The organism is Rhodococcus sp. KRD175 (genome assembly GCF_017168275.1).
Classification (GTDB): Bacteria; Actinomycetota; Actinomycetes; order Mycobacteriales; family Mycobacteriaceae; genus Rhodococcoides; species Rhodococcoides fascians.
The window spans coordinates 74,824-90,918 of sequence record NZ_JABFAQ010000013.1; the positions used below are offsets into that span (position 1 = coordinate 74,824).

Here is a 16,095-nt window from a genome sequence, read left to right on the forward strand (position 1 = left end):
CGTCGGATACCCTGGTTGCCCGTGACTGCTGTAAGCCCCGAGACCACCTCTTCCGACGCCACCGCGACCGGCCGCTACGACCTCATCGTCGTCGGATCCGGGTTCTTCGGTCTGACCGTGGCAGAACGGGCGGCGTCCCAGCTGGGCAAGCGTGTTCTCGTTCTCGATCGGCGGCACCACCTGGGCGGCAACGCGTACTCGGAAGCCGAGCCCGAGACGGGTATCGAGATCCACAAGTACGGTGCGCACCTGTTCCACACGTCCAACAAGCGCGTGTGGGACTACGTCAACCAGTTCACCGACTTCACGGGCTACCAGCACCGCGTCTTCGCGCTGCACAACGGTCAGTCGTACCAGTTCCCGATGGGCCTGGGGCTGATCTCGCAGTTCTTCGGGAAGTTCTTCTCCCCGGCCGAGGCGCGGGCCCTGATCGAGGATCAGTCCAGTGAGTTCGACTCCAAGGACGCGCAGAACTTCGAGGAGAAGGCAATCTCGCTGATCGGACGTCCGCTCTACGAGGCGTTCATCCGGGACTACACGGCCAAGCAGTGGCAGACCGATCCGAAGGAACTGCCCGCGGGCAACATCACCCGGTTGCCGGTGCGCTACACCTTCGACAACCGCTACTTCAACGACACCTACGAGGGGCTGCCGGTCGACGGCTACACCGCGTGGCTCGAGAACATGACACGCGACGAGAAAATCGACGTTCGCCTGAACACCGACTGGTTCGATGTTCGCGACGAGTTGGTCGCCGAGAGCCCGGACGCCCCGATCGTCTACACCGGGCCGCTGGACCGCTACTTCGACTACTCCGAGGGCGAATTGGGCTGGCGCACCATCGATTTCGAGACCGAGGTGCTCCCGGTCGGCGATTTCCAGGGAACGCCGGTGATGAACTACAACGACGGCGACGTGCCGTTCATTCGGATCCACGAGTTCCGCCACTTCCATCCCGAGCGTGAGTACCCGACCGACAAGACGGTCATCATGCGCGAGTTCTCACGTTTCGCCGAGAGCGGCGACGAGCCGTACTACCCGATCAACACCCCCGACGACCGGCAGAAGCTCGAGGCGTACCGCAACCGCGCGAAGGCCGAGACGGCCTCCAACGGTGTGCTGTTCGGTGGTCGACTCGGCACGTACCAGTACCTCGACATGCACATGGCCATCGCGAGCGCACTGAACATGTACGACAACACCCTGGCCCCGCACTTCGAGACCGGCACCGCCCTGGCGGGGGACAAATGACCGCCAAGCATCTGCTCGAGGACGGGGTGGCAGACGTCGCGCCGGTCCTCGGAATATCGCTGTTGCAGCGTGTTCTGCTGCCCCGTTCGGGTGAGCCGCTCGACGTGCGCACGCTGTACCTCGAAGAAGCGACCACCAATGCCAAACGCGCGCACTCGCTCTCGCGTACCTCGCTCACCATCGGCGGCGAGTCCGAGGTGTCGTTCTGCACCTACTTCAACGCATTCCCGGCGAGCTACTGGCGGCGCTACAGCGTCCTGAAGTCCGTGGTGCTGCGCGTCGAGGTGTCCGGCCACTGCCGGATCGACGTCTACCGGTCCAAGGCCGATGCGTCGCGCATCCACGTCGAGGGCCGCGAGGCCGTGGACGGCGATGCGGCGCAAGAGTTTCTGATCGACCTCGGCCCGTTCGAGGACGGCGGGTGGATCTGGTTCGACATCACCTCCGACTCCGAGGTGGTCCTCGAGAGCGCGGGTTGGTACGCGCCGATCGAGGCTCCCGGCGAGGCGACCGTCGCCGTCGGCATCCCCACGTTCAACCGACCGACCGACGCCGTCAAAGCGCTTGTCGCCCTTGGCTCGGACCCGTTGGTGCTCGACGTGATCCAGGCCGTGATCATGCCGGATCAGGGCACCCGCAAGGCGAAGGACGAACCCGGCTTCGACGAGGCCGCAGCTGCGCTCGGTGGCCGTCTCGCGATCCACGATCAGGCGAACCTCGGTGGGTCCGGCGGCTACAGCCGGATCATGTACGAGGCGCTGAACAACACTGCCTGCCAACACATTCTGTTCATGGACGACGACATCGAGATCGAGCCCGACTCGATTCTGCGGGCGTTGGCGATGTCGCGTTTCGCCAAGGTGCCCACGCTCGTCGGCGGCCAGATGCTGAATCTGCAGGCGCGTAGTCACCTGCACGTCATGGGTGAAGTGATCGACCGCGGGAACTTCATGTGGACCGGCGCGCAGAACGTCGAATATGACCACGACTTCTCCGAGGATCCGCTGCGCACCAGCAAGCTGCTGCACCGCCGCATCGACGTCGATTACAACGGCTGGTGGATGTGCATGATCCCGCGCGTCGTCGCCGAGGAACTCGGGCAGCCGTTGCCCCTGTTCATCAAGTGGGACGACGCCGAATACGGCTTGCGCGCACGCGAAGCCGGCTACCCGACGGTGACGCTGCCGGGTGCCGCGATCTGGCACATGGCGTGGAGCGACAAGGACGACGCCATCGACTGGCAGGCGTACTTCCACCTGCGTAACCGTCTCGTTGTTGCGTCGCTGCACATGCCGGGCGACGGCAAGGGCCTGGTGCTGGACACCATCAAGGCCACCGTCAAGCACTTGCTGTGCCTCGAGTACTCGACGGTCGCCATCCAGAACCTCGCGATTCGTGACTTCCTGGCCGGTCCCGAGCACATCCTCGAGATCCTGCCCACGGCATTGCCGACGGTGCACGCACTGCGCAAGGAATTCCCCGACGCCGTCGTTGTCGGCAGTTCCACGGAGTTGCCACTCGCATCGGGTGAGGAAGTCGGAGCCGTCGGCCTGCCGACCAACCCGATCTCCAAGGTCCGTCGTCTGGCCAAGGGCTTGTTGCACAACGTCAAGCCTGCGCACGAGCAGCACCACGAGCGTCCGCAGCTCAACGTGCCGACTCTCGACGCGCGCTGGTTCCTGCTGTCCCAGGTCGACGGCGTCACCGTCACCACCGCCGACGGCCGAGGCGTCGTCTACCGCAAGCGCGACCGCGCGCAGGCGGCGGCGTTGCTGAAGGAAGCGCTGTCGTTGCGCAAGCAGTTGGCAGCCGAATTCCCTGCTCTCAAGGCTCGATACCGTGATGCCGTGCCGCACCTGACCAGTAAGGAAACGTGGGAACGTGTCTTTCGTTACCAGGCGTAAAGGCCAGACCGAGGTGCCGACCGAAGTGCGCATCCTCGAAAAGGTGCAGGCCACGGTCGGTAGCGCCCCCGGTGCGATCACCGTCGCGCGCGGGATGTCGCACTTCGGCGAACATGCCCTCGGCTGGGTGGCGATCGCAGGTATCGGCGCTGCTCTGGACGCGCCGCGGCGACGCCAGTGGGCGTCGGTGGCCGTCGGTGCCGTCGGATCGCATGCCGCGTCCATCGTCATCAAGCGCATCGTGCGCAGGCCGCGTCCCCACGATCCGGCCGTCCGGATCAATGTCTCGACGCCGAGCAAGCTGAGTTTCCCGTCGTCGCATGCGACATCCACCACAGCGGCTGCGGTTCTCCTCGGCCGCGTGACCGGGCTACCGTTACCGGCGGTCCTCGTCCCACCCATGTTGCTCTCGCGCTTGGTGCTCGGAGTCCATTACCCCACCGATGTGCTGGCCGGATCTGCACTCGGCGCGTTGACGGCTGCTGCCGTCGTGAAGTTCGAAGGAGACAAATGAGCGAGGATGCCGCACCCGTAGGCGCACCGCCGAAGAATCTGGCGGACGGCATCGTCAAGGCGCTTCGCCCGCGTCAGTGGGTCAAGAACGTGCTGGTCCTGGCCGCGCCGTTGGCGGCAGGCTCGGTCACCGATCGCGACGTGCTGCTGTCCGTCGCGCTCGCGTTCATCGTGTTCTGCTTCGCCGCCTCCGGTGTCTATCTGGTCAACGACGCCATGGACGTCGAGGCCGACCGCGCGCACCCCACCAAGCGGTTCCGGCCGATCGCTGCAGGAGTCCTGCCCGTCACGATCGCCTATGCGATGGCCGTGGTGTCGCTCGGACTCGCCGTCGGCCTGTCGTTCTTCGCGAACTGGAAGCTCGCGCTGGTCATCGGCGTCTACATCGTCATCCAGCTGGCGTACTGCTTCGGCCTCAAGCACCAGGCCGTGCTCGACATCTGCATCGTCTCCTCGGGCTTCCTGCTCCGCGCGATCGCCGGTGGCGTCGCTGCCTCGATCCCGCTCTCGCAGTGGTTCCTGCTGATCATGGCGTTCGGCTCGCTGTTCATGGCGGCAGGCAAGCGCTACGCCGAGCTGCAACTGGCCGAACGCACCGGGGCGAAGATCCGTAAGTCGCTCGAGAACTACACCACGACATATCTGCGCTTCGTGTGGACGCTGTCCGCGACGGCCGTCGTCATCTGCTACGGCCTGTGGGCTTTTCAGCAGGACGCCGAAACGGACTCCAACTGGTTCGCCATCTCGATGATTCCGTTTACTATCGCAATCCTGCGATACGCAGTGGACGTAGACGGCGGCGAGGCAGGCGAACCCGAAGAGATCGCGTTGGGAGACAGGGTTCTCCAGCTACTCGCCATAGCGTGGATCGGAGTGGTTGGTGTCGCTGTCTACCTCGCCTGACCAGCGAGACACGCGAGAAGACACCCCGGCGCCGACGGTCTCGACCAGGGCGGTCTTCTGGGTCGGGACCGTCGTCACCGGTGCCCTGTTTCTGTGGGGTGCCTGGGAACGTCGCTGGATCGCCGACGACGGCCTGATCGTCCTGCGCACCGTCCGCAACCTGTTGGCCGGCAACGGCCCGGTGTTCAACGCGGGCGAGCGGGTCGAGACCAACACCAGCACCATCTGGACCTACCTCGTCTACGCGGGCAGCTGGCTCAGCGACGGCCGGCTCGAGTACGTGGTGCTGACGATCGCGCTCGTGCTGTCCACAGCGGCCGTCGTCATCGCGATGATCGGCACGTTCTCCCTGCGTGGGCGCACCGCGTCACGCACTCTCTTCCTCCCCGCCGGTGTACTTGTGTACATCGCGGTACCGCCGGCCCGTGACTTCGCCACGTCCGGACTGGAGACCTGCCTGGTCATCTTCTGGCTGGCGGTTTTGTGGCTGCTGATGGTGCGCTGGGGGCAGCGCCGCGGAGGTGGCGTCGAGCTGCTGCTGCTGGCCTTCTTCGCGGGCCTGGGCCCGCTGGTGCGCCCCGAGCTGTCCATCGTGTCGGTTCTGGCACTGGCGATGATCTTCCTCGCCCCGCAGACGTGGTTGTCGAGGCTGCGCGTGTTCGCATTCGCGGGCGCGGTTCCCGTGCTGTACCAAATTTGGCGCATGGGCTACTACGGCCTTCCGTACCCCAACACCGCAGTGTCCAAGGACGCCGGCGGTGCCAAGTGGTCGCAAGGGTGGGCGTATCTGACCAACCTGATGGGACCGTACCTACTGTGGCTCCCGCTGGTGCTGCTCCTGCTCGGTGCCGCCCTGTCGGTGACACGAGTGCGCCCGACGCTGCCCAGAACAGTGGGCGGCCTGCTCGCCGCGTTGCGCACGCCGACTGCTGTCGTCGTATTCGTGCTCGTCAGTGGATTGTTGCTCGCGGTCTACGCAATTCGAGTCGGTGGCGATTTCATGCACGGGCGAACATTGTTGCCCGCCCTGTTCACGCTGCTGTTGCCCATTTCGATATTGCCCGTCGCGCTCCCGCAACGATGGTCCGGTAATCGTGCGACTGCTGTTTTCGTCGCGGATGTATTCGTCTGGGGTGGGATCGTCGTCTGGGCTGTGATTGCGGCGAACACGACGGGAATGCCCCAGGGCTCGATCGTCGGACGAAGCGGAATCGTCGACGAACGAGCGTTCTATTCGCTCAACACCGGGCACGCTCATCCGATCCTGGCGTCGGACTATCTCGACTATCCGCGGATGCGGGCGATGGTTCAGGCGATCGACGACACCCCGGACGGCGGATTGCTGCTGCCGTCCGCGCAATTCACCTACTGGGATGTCGTCCCGCCGCCCCTCCCGATCCCCGAGGGTGGATTCGGTCACACCGTCTACTTCCTCAACCTGGGGATGACGAGCATGAACGTCGGCCTCGACGTGCGGGTCATCGATCAGATGGGGCTGGCGTACCCGTTGGCATCGCACACCGAACGCCTCGAGAACGGCCGCATCGGTCATGACAAGAACCTCTACCCGGACTGGGTCGTCGCCGATCTGGGACTGGTCGGCATCCATCCGTACCTGCCCTGGTACATGGACGAGGACTGGGTGACCGAAGCTCAGGTGGCGTTGACCTGCCCGGACACCCAAGAAATGCTGACGTCCTACCGAGCACCGTTGACGAAGGATCTGTTCGTCCGGAATGTGAAACGTTCGTTGTTCTATGCCGGTTATCGATTCGACCGGGTGCCGAAATACGAAATACAGCGATGTGATCTTCCGGCACCTGTATTGAAGGCCGATAATTAGCCGACAGAACACGAGAAGATCACCGGGTTGCGCCGATTCGGTCTCGACGCGAAGATGAGCTGTCTCGATCCTGTAACGGGCGACGTACTTCGTGCGATAAGTGCGGAGGATATGTATGCGCCAGACCCTGGGTCGGGCGCATACATGATGAACTTGCGAGATCAATCGTTGATTGCGTAACCGATGTGACGAAGCTGCTGAGAGGTCGAGTGCATGCTGGGTAGATGGAAGAGCCGGTCCGGGGACAAGCGAGCGGGCTCCTGGGGACGCCGCGCCGCAACATCCATGCTGATGGCAGTGGTGCTACCACTGGGCTTGGCCGTGGCGGGCGGTGGCGCAACTGCCAACGCAGCGTTCGACGGCAACGCCATCGACGTCTGGACGGACTCGAGCATGGGCCCGATCAAGAGCCGGGTGTGGCGGGCAGCGGACGGTAACACCAACCGCGTCGTCTACCTGCTCGACGGCCTGCGCGCCACGACGGACATCTCGGGCTGGGAGCACGAGACCGACGCCGGAGCAGTTCTCGCCTCGTGGAACATCAACGTCGTCGAGCCGGTCGGTGGACAGTCGAGCTTCTACTCCGACTGGTACGCACCGTCCAACTTCAACGGTCAGAAGACCACCTACAAGTGGGAAACCTTCCTGACGCAGAACCTCCGCGAGAACCTGCGCGCGAACTACGGCTTCAACCCGAACCGCAACGGTGTCATCGGCATCTCGATGGGCGGCTCCGCAGCCCTCACGCTGGCTGCGTACCACCCGGACCAGTTCAGCTATGCCGGTTCGCTGTCGGGCTACCTGAACATCTCCGCGCCCGGCATGCGCGAGGCGATGCGCCTGGCTCTGCTGGACTCCGGCCGCTACAACATCGACGCGATGTGGGGCCCGCCGTGGGATCCGGCATGGCTGCGCAACGACCCGTTCGTCTTCGCGCCTCGCTTGCGTGACAACGGCACGCGCGTGTGGGTCTTCGCAGGCAGCGGTCTGCCCGGCGGTCTCGATCGCCCGCAGAGCTTCATCGATTACTACAACACCGCGAACGGTATGGGCCTCGAGGCCATCGCCCTGGCGAACAGCCGTGCTTTCCAGATCCGCATGGCGAGCATCGGTGCCAACAACGTCACGTATGCGTTCCCGGCCGTCGGTACCCACCAGTGGGGCTACTGGGGCGAGCAGATCCGCGTCATGGCACCGGACCTGAGCGCCAACATCGGTAACTGATCCACCCGGCAGCGTTTGCTGTCGCAGTCCCCGCTTTCGGCCCTGTAGTGATATTTCACGACTTTTCAGGGCTGTTCAGCGGGGACCGCGCAGGATAGTCTCCTGTTTCAGAAACTCGCAGAGGCGAAACTGGGACGCTGATCACAGTTTTGCCTTGGAACCGCTCGATGGAATAACCTCCATCGAGCGGTTCGCCTGTTATGCAGCAGAACCTCGACGTTTCGACACACCACAGCTTCACCCCGGCCTCATGGGCCGTCAGTCAGCCCTGTTCGATTGCCGGGGGCCGCTACGACAGCGGAGACCGCGTAGATGAGAGAGAGCACGATTCATGCGATTTGCCGGCCTCAGCAGTAACCCGAAGGCGTCATCACGTTGGCGTCAGCGCCTGCTCGGCGTGGGTGCTGCCGCACTCGTTCTGCCGATTGCAGCCGGTGTCGTCGGCGGCGCAGTCGCAGTCGCTGCCCCCACTGCCGTCGTCCATCAGACCCCGGCCGGTGGCCGCGAGGACCTGATCGTCCCGTCCGAGATGGGTCCGATCAAGGTCCAGGTCCAGTGGGCGGCACGCGGCGGAAACGCTGCTCTCTACCTGCTCGACGGCCTGCGTGCCCGCGACGATCGCAACGCCTGGACCTTCGAGACCAACGCGCAGGATCAGTTCGCCAACGACGACGTGACTCTGGTCATGCCCGTCGGTGGACAGTCCAGCTTCTACAGCGACTGGTACACCTCGTCGAACTTCAACGGCCAGGAAGTCACCTACAAGTGGGAGACGTTCCTGACGCAGGAGCTCCCGGCGTTCCTGGAGAACTACGGCGTCTCGCGCAACAACAACGGTGTTCTCGGACTGTCGATGGGTGGTTCGGCTGCCCTGACGCTCGCCGCGTACCACCGCGACCAGTTCAAGTTCGCCGGCTCGCTCTCGGGTTACCTGAACATCTCGGCCCCGGGCATGCGTGAGGCGATTCGTATCGCGATGCTCGATGCCGGCCGCTTCAACGTCGACTCCATGTGGGGACCGCCCTGGAACCCGGCGTGGCTGCGCAACGACCCGTTCGTCTTCGCACCCAGGTTGCAGGGCCTGTCGCTGTACATCTCCGCAGCCAGTGGCCTGCCCGGCCAGTTCGACCGCCCGGCCGCGCCGATCGATTTCTACAACACCGCCAACGGCATGGCGCTCGAGGCACTCTCGCTCGCCAACACCCGTGCATTCCAGATCCGCATGGGCACCCTCGGTATCCCGGCGACCTACAGCTTCCCGGCCAACGGAATCCACGCCTGGCCGTACTGGGGTGCCGAGCTGTGGAAGGCACGCACCCAGATCCTGGACGCGCTGAACGCCTGATTCGGTTCCGTAACGTGCTCTCCGACAATGCCGCCCCACGCTCTCGCGTCGGGCGGCATTGTCGGTTCGAGCGCCGGCTCTCCGAGCCTCCCCAATTCACATTCGCACCACCAGTCACAGCGAGTCTGCTGTTCGTGGCCATCGGGCACGTGTAGAAAGACATACGAAGCATGTCTCGAGACGAGACCTTCGGTCGTCACAGGAAAGAGAGTCACCATCATGCGCACTGGGCTTGTTCGGTTCGGTCGTACCCCATCGGCCGGCACACGGGCTCGGCGAGCGGCAGCAGCAGTGACTGTTGCCTCCGCGCTGATGATTCCCTTCGCGACGACGACGTTGGCCACTGCAGCCCCGGTTGCTCATGCCGCCCCGATGGCGCAGACCGGCCCCGCCTACACCCAGACCGGTGGTGCGACCGTCACCTCGGTGGACTGGCTCTCCGATCGCCGCGTCGCGCTGTGGATCCAGTCGCCGTCGATGGGAACGCCCATCCAGGTGCAGCTGCTGCTCGCGCGTGACTGGAACATCAACCCGCAGGCCACGTTCCCGCAGGTGTACATGTTGGACGGCCTCCGGGCGACCGACCAGGAGAACGGCTGGACGGCCGAGACCGACGCCGAGGCCTACTTCGCCGACAAGAACGTCAACGTCGTGCTGCCGATCGGCGGACAGTCCAGCTTCTACTCCGACTGGGTCGATCAGGACAACGGCAAGAACTACCAGTGGGAGACGTTCCTGACCAAGGAGCTGCCGCCCATCCTGGCCAAGGACTGGCGCAGCACCGACAACCGTGGCGTCGTCGGGTTGTCGATGGGTGGCACGTCGGCGATGTTCCTCGCGGCCCGCAACCCCGGCTTCTTCAAGTTCGCCGGTTCGCTGTCGGGCATCCTGACCACCACCTCGCTCGGCATGCCGCAGGCCATCCAGTACGCGATGACCGACGCCGGCGGCTACAACTCCAAGGCCATGTGGGGCGCACCGTCCAACTCGCTGTGGGCTCAGCACGATCCGTACCTGCTGGCCGACAAGCTCAAGGGCGTCAGCCTCTACATCTCGAGTGGCAACGGCTCGACCGGCCCGTACGATCAGCCGTCGCCGATTCCGGGCGTCAGCACCAACTACGCGGGCATGGGGCTCGAGATCCTCTCGCGACTCACTTCCCAGACCTTCGCCACCAAGCTCAACCAGCTCGGAATCCCCGCGCAGGTCAACTACCGCCCGTCGGGCACGCACTCGTGGCCGTACTGGCAGTTCGAGTTGCACCAGCTGTGGCCGCAGCTCGCCACGGCACTCGGCGTCGAGGTCGACAAGCCCACCTGCAGTGTCGCGGGCATGATCGGCAATGCGAGCGGCGCGAACTCGTGGTTGGGTCCCTGCCTCACCGCGGAGTACAACGTTGCAGGCGGACGAGCTCAGGACTTCACGTTCGGTCGGGTCTTCTTCACTCCCGACACCGGGGCGCAGGTGGTTGCCGGCGCTATCGGCGGCATCTACCAGGGCAACAAGGGCCCCGAGGGTGCGCTCGGCTTCCCGAAGACCGGCGAGATCGCCACTCCCGACGGCCGCGGCCGCTTCAACGCCTTCCAGAACGGCATGGTCTACTTCACGCCGCAGACCGGAGCCCATGTGGTCAAGGGTGCCGTGCTCGACGAGTGGGCAGCCCAGGGGTACGAGGGCGGTCCTCTGGGATACCCGGTGCTCGACGAGGTGGCAACACCCAACAAGCCCGGCTCGGTGCAGGGCTTCGAGATCGGCGCGATCTACACCTCTCCCGACGCGGGCGTGCATTCTGTGCAGGGCATGATTCTCGGCAAGTACGGTGAATTGGGTTGGGAGAGTGGACCTCTCGGGTTCCCCAAGTCCAACGAGATCGGCCCCATCCGGGACGGCGGACGGTTCAATCAGTTCGAGACCGGCAACATCTACTGGAGCCCGGTCAGCGGAGCCTGGTCCATGCCGTACGGCCCGATCTTCGACGCCTGGGGATCGGTGGGCTACGAAGGTGGCCGCCTCGGCTACCCCACCAGCGATCAGTTCGACATCGACGGTGGCGGTAAGCAACAGAACTTCCAGTTCGGCATCATCACCGTCAAGGACGGCAAGGCCACGATCGCTCCGTGACCGGAGGCAGTCACGGCTTCAGAGTTCTCTCAGAGCGTGGCTGTACTCTCGCCTGCGACCCGACGACCGAAGGATTTCGATCGATGACGCGTAACTCTCTGGCCAGAACTCTGTCACTCGGCGTGCTCGCCGTGGCGGCGAGCTCGATGCTGGTGGCGTGTGGAAGTGACGACTCGACGGCCACCGGCGCGCCGACGAGCACCACCACGGCAGCTGCGACGACGACCGAGGCGAGTTCGTCGACGTCGGCGGCCGAGAGCACCACCACTACTGTCGCTCCGACCACCAGCCCGGGCGAGGCTGCGACGGCACCGCCGGAGCAACCCCAGGCCGTGCCGGACGACTTCCCGGGGCCGACGGAGAGCCAGATCGACAACCGCGGCCAGCGTTTCCTCGACGAGCTGAAGAGCAAGGGCGTCACTCCGGCGGGCAACGGCGACATCGCGGTGTCGACGGCCAACTACATCTGTGCCGCGCAGGCGCAGGGCGTCGCAGCCGACGAAATCACGACCTACGTCACCGCGAACGTCGGCGTCGAGGCCAGTGCAGCCGGAACGCAGATGAACGAGACTCAGGCCCAGCAGGCTGCCCAGACCTACATCGCCGCCGCGCAGGCGACGTACTGCACGCCGTAGTTCGCGCTGATGGCCAAACGTAAACGCAGAGTTCTACCGGTGATCGCCTTCGCGGTGATCATCGGGCTCGTCATCGTGGCCCTGTGGTACCTCCTTGCCGGGCGTCTCGGACCCGGACCGGGACCGGTACCGCCGCCGGGGCCCGAGCAGCCGACCTCGCAACCGGCGGACTGCCCGGACGTTCAGGTCATTGCCATCCCCGGTACGTGGGAGTCCTCGTCGACCGACGACCCGTACAACCCGACCGCCAATCCGGTGTCGCTGATGCTCAACGTCACCCGGCCGCTGCAGGAGCAGTTCCCCGGATCTCGCGCGGACGTCTACACGGTGCCCTACGTCGCACAGTTCTCGAACCCCATCGCGCTGCCGCCGGACGGCCAACAGTCGTACAACAACAGCCGCACCGAGGGCAAAAACGTTGCGGTGCAGAAGATGTCGGACGTCGCAGCGCGGTGCCCACTGACCAACTTCGTCATGGCCGGCTTCTCTCAGGGAGCAGTCATATCCGGCGACATCGCGGCCGACATCGGCGCGGGTAACGGACCCATCTCCGCCGATCGTGTCCTCGGCGTCACCCTCATCGCCGACGGCCGCCGCGACGGAGTGTCGGGTACCGACGTGCCGGGACCGCTCGACGGCGTCGGAGCCGAGGTCGCCCTCGGGGGACTCGACCTCCCCGGCATCACCATGACGGGGCGTCGGGACGGCGGATTCGGTGCGCTCGACGACCGGACCAATCAGATCTGTGCACCCGGCGACCTGATCTGTGCGTCCCCGTCGGATGGACTGTCGCTGCGAAACATTCCGCAGAGCATCCAAATTCTGATCGGGGCGGCGGGCAATCCGGTGCACGCGTCGTACAACAGTTTCGTCGTCGACGGTTCCGGCACGACGGCCACCCAGTGGACGGCGGCGTGGGCGGCCGATCTGATCGAGAATGCGCCGACGCCTCCGCACTCGTGATCGGGTCGTGTGGACGACGGCGTGATCGGGGTCGTGGGTAGCGCAGTGACCGGTGTCATGGATAACGGACAGGTCACAACGCGGCGTGTCGCCAACTGGTGCAGGGCACAAACCTGTGGTCTGCGACCCCCAGTCGGTGGGATCCGCTCCCGCGAGCGGCTAGAGTGACGCCTTGGACCTGCGCGGATCGGCCCCGGCCGACTGCCCCGCACGGTGTGCCCAGACCCCCGGTGCCGACCACCTCAGACCCCAGGTGCCGGCCGCTCCAGACCCCAGAGGAGAGCAATAGATGAGTTCCGCCGAGGCCGCGACCCCCGGGCCGCGCAAATTCCGCTTCGCTGCAGGCGGAGAGGGAAACGCGGAGGAGGGCGGGGCTCGGAAGTTCATCAAGCTGGCTCAGCAGGCCGAGGAACTGGGTTACGACAGCTTCATGATCCCCGATCATCTCGGTAATCAGGTCGGGCCGATCGCGGCGCTCGGAGCTCTCGCCGTTGCCACCGACAAGATTCGGCTCGGCACGGCGGTGCTCGCCAACGGCTTCCGCCATCCCGCGGTGCTCGCCAAGGACGCGGCAACCATCGATGTGCTCTCCGGCGGACGGCTCGAACTCGGACTCGGCGCGGGCTGGATGCGCGAGGAATACGACAAGGCCGGCATCACCTACGACCGTCCCGGCGTCCGCATCGAAAAGCTCGCAGAGACCCTCGACATTCTCGACGTGTTGCTGCGCGGTCAGGAATGCAACTACGAGGGCAAGCACTACACGATCACCGGTCTCAAGGGCAGCCCTCGTCCGCGTCAGGGACCGCGTCCGCCGATCTGCATCGGCGGCGGCGGCCCCAAGATGCTCGCGCTGGCGGCCAAGCACGCCGACATCATCTCCGTGGTGCCGAGCACCTCGAAGGAAGGCAAGTTGCTGCTGTCGGGCATGACCATCGAGAAGACTCTCGAGCGCGTCGAGCTCATCCGGGCTGCCGCAGGGGATCGGTTCGACGACATCGAGCTGAACTGGGCGATCACCACCATCGTGGTCACCGACGATCGCGAGCAGATGGCCGAGATGGCGTTGGCCGCGCTGGACAACGGTTATCCGCCCAACGTGGACGTCGACGTCAAGCTCACGGTCGAGGACATTCTGTCGTCGCCGTACCTCGCCTTCGGAACGTACGAGGAAATCGCCGATCAGATCCGTAACGTTCGCGCGCGGACGACGATGTCCTATGTCGGGGTTTTCCCCACACAAATGGAAGCATTCGCTCCGGTTGTCGACTTGCTGAAAGGCGAGTGACGCAGGCGCGTGTCGGTAGCATGGAGTCGGCCTCGAGGTCGACCGAAACCGCCACCGCTGGAGTTACCACTTAGTAACATAAAACGCTGTTCGGGGTCTGCATCGATGAACGTCGTCAATGCAAGGCCAGGTCACGCACGATGTGTGGCAGCGATTCGTGTCGGAGGAGATTGAAGCAAATGAGCCACACGTTCGATGATTTCATCGATGAGAACGGCCACATCACCATCGGTGAAGGGCAGACACTCGTCCGCCACGTCGAGGCGAATGTCGAAGAGAACGCCGACACACTCGCGTACCGGTTCATGGACTACTCCCGGGAACGGGACGGTGAAGCGCACGAGTTGACCTGGTCACAGTTCGGCAAGCGGCTGCGCGCTGTCGCCGCCCGTCTGCAGCAGGTCACCGAGCCCGGTGACCGCGTGGCGATCCTCGCTCCCCAGGGCCTCGAGTACGTCATCGCGTTCTTCGGTGCGATTTACGCGGGCACCATCGCGGTGCCGTTGTTCGATCCCGACGAGCCCGGCCACACCGACCGCCTGCATGCCGTCCTCGGCGACTGCAAGCCCAGCGCGATCCTCACCGCCAGCAACTCCGCGGCGGGCGTTCGGGCGTTCTTCCGCGCGCTCCCCGCTGCCGAGCGGCCCCGCATCATCGCCGTCGACGCCGTTCCCGACAGCGTCGGCGAGACGTGGGTCGAGCCCAATGCAGGGTTGGACGACATCGCCTACCTGCAGTACACGTCCGGTTCGACGCGAACCCCGGCCGGCGTCGAGATCACGCACCGCGCGGTCGGCGTCAACGCGCTGCAGATGGTCGACAGCATGGAGATCAACTACGACTCGCGCGGCGTCACCTGGCTGCCGATGTTCCACGACATGGGTCTGCTCACCGTCATCCTCCCGGCCCTCGGTGGCAAATACATCACGATCATGAGCCCGCGCGCGTTCGTGCAGCGGCCGTGGCGCTGGATCAAGGAACTCGCCGCTGTCTCCGACGGAGCAGGCACGTTCGCCGCGGCACCGAACTTCGCGTTCGAGCACGCCGCCCAGCGCGGACTGCCCAAGAACGGTGAAAGTCTCGACCTGTCGAACGTCATCGGCCTGATCAACGGCAGCGAGCCCGTCACCACGTCGTCGATGAAGAAGTTCAACGAGGCCTTCGGCCCGTACGGTTTGCCGAAGTCCGCGATCAAGCCGTCGTACGGCATGGCCGAGGCCACGCTGTTCGTCTCGACGAGCAAGCACGCCGACGAGGCCAAGGTCGTCTACGTCGACCGTGTCGAGCTGAACGCAGGCAACTTCGTCGTCGTCGCACCCGACGCTCCCGGAGCCATCCCGCAGGTATCGACCGGAACCGTCGCCCGGAGTCAGTGGGCCGCGATCGTCGACTCCGAAACCGCCACCGAGGTGCCCGACGAGCACGTCGGCGAGATCTGGCTGCACGGCGAGAACATCGGCAAGGGCTACTGGGGTCGCGAGACCGAGACCAGCGAAACCTTCCACAACAAGCTCGTCCACCGCGTCGCCGACGGGTCGCACGCCACGGGTGCCCCCGAGGGCGCCAACTGGATGCGCACCGGAGACTTCGGCGTCTATCACGACGGCGAGCTCTACATCACCGGCCGCGTGAAGGACCTCGTCATCGTCGACGGCCGCAATCACTACCCCCAGGACATCGAGTTCTCGGCGCAGGAAGCAAGCAAGGCTCTGCGGCCGGGCTTCGTGGCGGCGTTCGCGGTACCGCTCAACCAGCTGCCCGACGTCGTGTTCGAGTTCAGTGGTGCCGCGTTGACCAAGGATTCGGACGACAGCTCCGAACAGCTCGTCATCGTTGCCGAGCGCGCTCCCGGCTCGGGCAAGGCAGACCCGGCTCCGATCGCCGACGAGGTGCGCACCGCAGTCTCGGCGCGGCACGGCGTCACGGTCCGCGACGTCCTGCTCGTCCCGGCCGGTTCCATCCCGCGTACGTCGAGCGGCAAGATCGCCCGACGCGCGTGCAAGGCCGCCTACATCGAGGGCACCCTGCGCGGCGGTTACCAGCAGACGGCATTCCCGGACGCCGAACTACCCGACTGATCTCTGGGCCTCCCGTTCCTTCGATAC

Annotated in this window: 12 protein-coding genes; all 12 read left to right on the plus strand. The window is 65.1% G+C overall.

The features are described 5' to 3' along the window. The first annotated feature begins 21 nt into the window (after positions 1 to 21). A complete protein-coding gene (gene glf / locus J1M81_RS19550) occupies positions 22 to 1,251 on the plus strand; it encodes a UDP-galactopyranose mutase (protein WP_027494817.1) in 1,230 nt (409 codons plus the stop codon). Beyond that, on the plus strand, positions 1,248 to 3,155 hold the full coding sequence (locus J1M81_RS19555; protein ID WP_206498640.1) for a glycosyltransferase: 1,908 nt from the start codon (positions 1,248 to 1,250) through the stop codon (positions 3,153 to 3,155). The genes glf and J1M81_RS19555 overlap by 4 nt, the downstream gene beginning before the upstream one ends. After that, entirely contained in the window at positions 3,133 to 3,669 is a 537-nt protein-coding gene (locus J1M81_RS19560; protein WP_174557191.1) for a phosphatase PAP2 family protein, read from the plus strand. The genes J1M81_RS19555 and J1M81_RS19560 overlap by 23 nt, the downstream gene beginning before the upstream one ends. After that, complete coding sequence (locus tag J1M81_RS19565; RefSeq protein ID WP_027494814.1) at positions 3,666 to 4,571, plus strand: decaprenyl-phosphate phosphoribosyltransferase; 906 nt, start codon at positions 3,666 to 3,668, stop codon at positions 4,569 to 4,571. The genes J1M81_RS19560 and J1M81_RS19565 overlap by 4 nt, the downstream gene beginning before the upstream one ends. Further along, complete coding sequence (gene zomB, locus J1M81_RS19570; protein ID WP_283348112.1) at positions 4,549 to 6,414, plus strand: flagellar motor control protein ZomB; 1,866 nt, start codon at positions 4,549 to 4,551, stop codon at positions 6,412 to 6,414. The genes J1M81_RS19565 and zomB overlap by 23 nt, the downstream gene beginning before the upstream one ends. 213 nt (positions 6,415 to 6,627) lie before the next feature. Further along, complete coding sequence (locus tag J1M81_RS19575; protein WP_174557192.1) at positions 6,628 to 7,638, plus strand: alpha/beta hydrolase family protein; 1,011 nt, start codon at positions 6,628 to 6,630, stop codon at positions 7,636 to 7,638. A gap of 331 nt (positions 7,639 to 7,969) precedes the next feature. Continuing rightward, positions 7,970 to 8,983, plus strand: coding sequence for an alpha/beta hydrolase family protein (locus J1M81_RS19580; RefSeq protein WP_027494811.1), 1,014 nt, complete (start codon positions 7,970 to 7,972; stop codon positions 8,981 to 8,983). Positions 8,984 to 9,202: 219 nt separating this feature from the next. After that, positions 9,203 to 11,104, plus strand: coding sequence for an alpha/beta hydrolase-fold protein (locus J1M81_RS19585; RefSeq protein WP_094643115.1), 1,902 nt, complete (start codon positions 9,203 to 9,205; stop codon positions 11,102 to 11,104). Between the two features lie 83 nt (positions 11,105 to 11,187). Continuing rightward, on the plus strand, positions 11,188 to 11,739 hold the full coding sequence (locus J1M81_RS19590) for a DUF732 domain-containing protein (RefSeq protein WP_032374174.1): 552 nt from the start codon (positions 11,188 to 11,190) through the stop codon (positions 11,737 to 11,739). Between the two features lie 9 nt (positions 11,740 to 11,748). Beyond that, positions 11,749 to 12,702 (plus strand): cutinase family protein, encoded by a 954-nt coding sequence (locus J1M81_RS19595; RefSeq protein WP_027494808.1) that lies wholly within the window; start codon positions 11,749 to 11,751, stop codon positions 12,700 to 12,702. A gap of 289 nt (positions 12,703 to 12,991) precedes the next feature. Next, positions 12,992 to 13,990, plus strand: a complete 999-nt coding sequence (locus J1M81_RS19600; protein ID WP_027494807.1) for an LLM class F420-dependent oxidoreductase — start codon at positions 12,992 to 12,994, stop codon at positions 13,988 to 13,990. 179 nt (positions 13,991 to 14,169) lie between these two features. After that, complete coding sequence (gene fadD32 / locus J1M81_RS19605) at positions 14,170 to 16,068, plus strand: long-chain-fatty-acid--AMP ligase FadD32 (protein WP_032382997.1); 1,899 nt, start codon at positions 14,170 to 14,172, stop codon at positions 16,066 to 16,068. The last annotated feature ends 27 nt before the right edge of the window (positions 16,069 to 16,095 follow it).

What these genes read in the sequence shown, in the direction of transcription:
- J1M81_RS19590 (WP_032374174.1), top strand. Translation starts at nt 11,188, where the DNA reads ATGACGCGTAACTCTCTGGCCAGAACTCTGTCACTCGGCGTGCTCGCC.
- J1M81_RS19585 (WP_094643115.1), top strand. Translation starts at nt 9,203, where the DNA reads ATGCGCACTGGGCTTGTTCGGTTCGGTCGTACCCCATCGGCCGGCACA.
- J1M81_RS19595 (WP_027494808.1), top strand. Translation starts at nt 11,749, where the DNA reads ATGGCCAAACGTAAACGCAGAGTTCTACCGGTGATCGCCTTCGCGGTG.
- fadD32 (WP_032382997.1), top strand. Translation starts at nt 14,170, where the DNA reads ATGAGCCACACGTTCGATGATTTCATCGATGAGAACGGCCACATCACC.
- J1M81_RS19555 (WP_206498640.1), top strand. Translation starts at nt 1,248, where the DNA reads ATGACCGCCAAGCATCTGCTCGAGGACGGGGTGGCAGACGTCGCGCCG.
- J1M81_RS19565 (WP_027494814.1), top strand. Translation starts at nt 3,666, where the DNA reads ATGAGCGAGGATGCCGCACCCGTAGGCGCACCGCCGAAGAATCTGGCG.
- J1M81_RS19575 (WP_174557192.1), top strand. Translation starts at nt 6,628, where the DNA reads ATGCTGGGTAGATGGAAGAGCCGGTCCGGGGACAAGCGAGCGGGCTCC.
- J1M81_RS19600 (WP_027494807.1), top strand. Translation starts at nt 12,992, where the DNA reads ATGAGTTCCGCCGAGGCCGCGACCCCCGGGCCGCGCAAATTCCGCTTC.
- J1M81_RS19580 (WP_027494811.1), top strand. Translation starts at nt 7,970, where the DNA reads ATGCGATTTGCCGGCCTCAGCAGTAACCCGAAGGCGTCATCACGTTGG.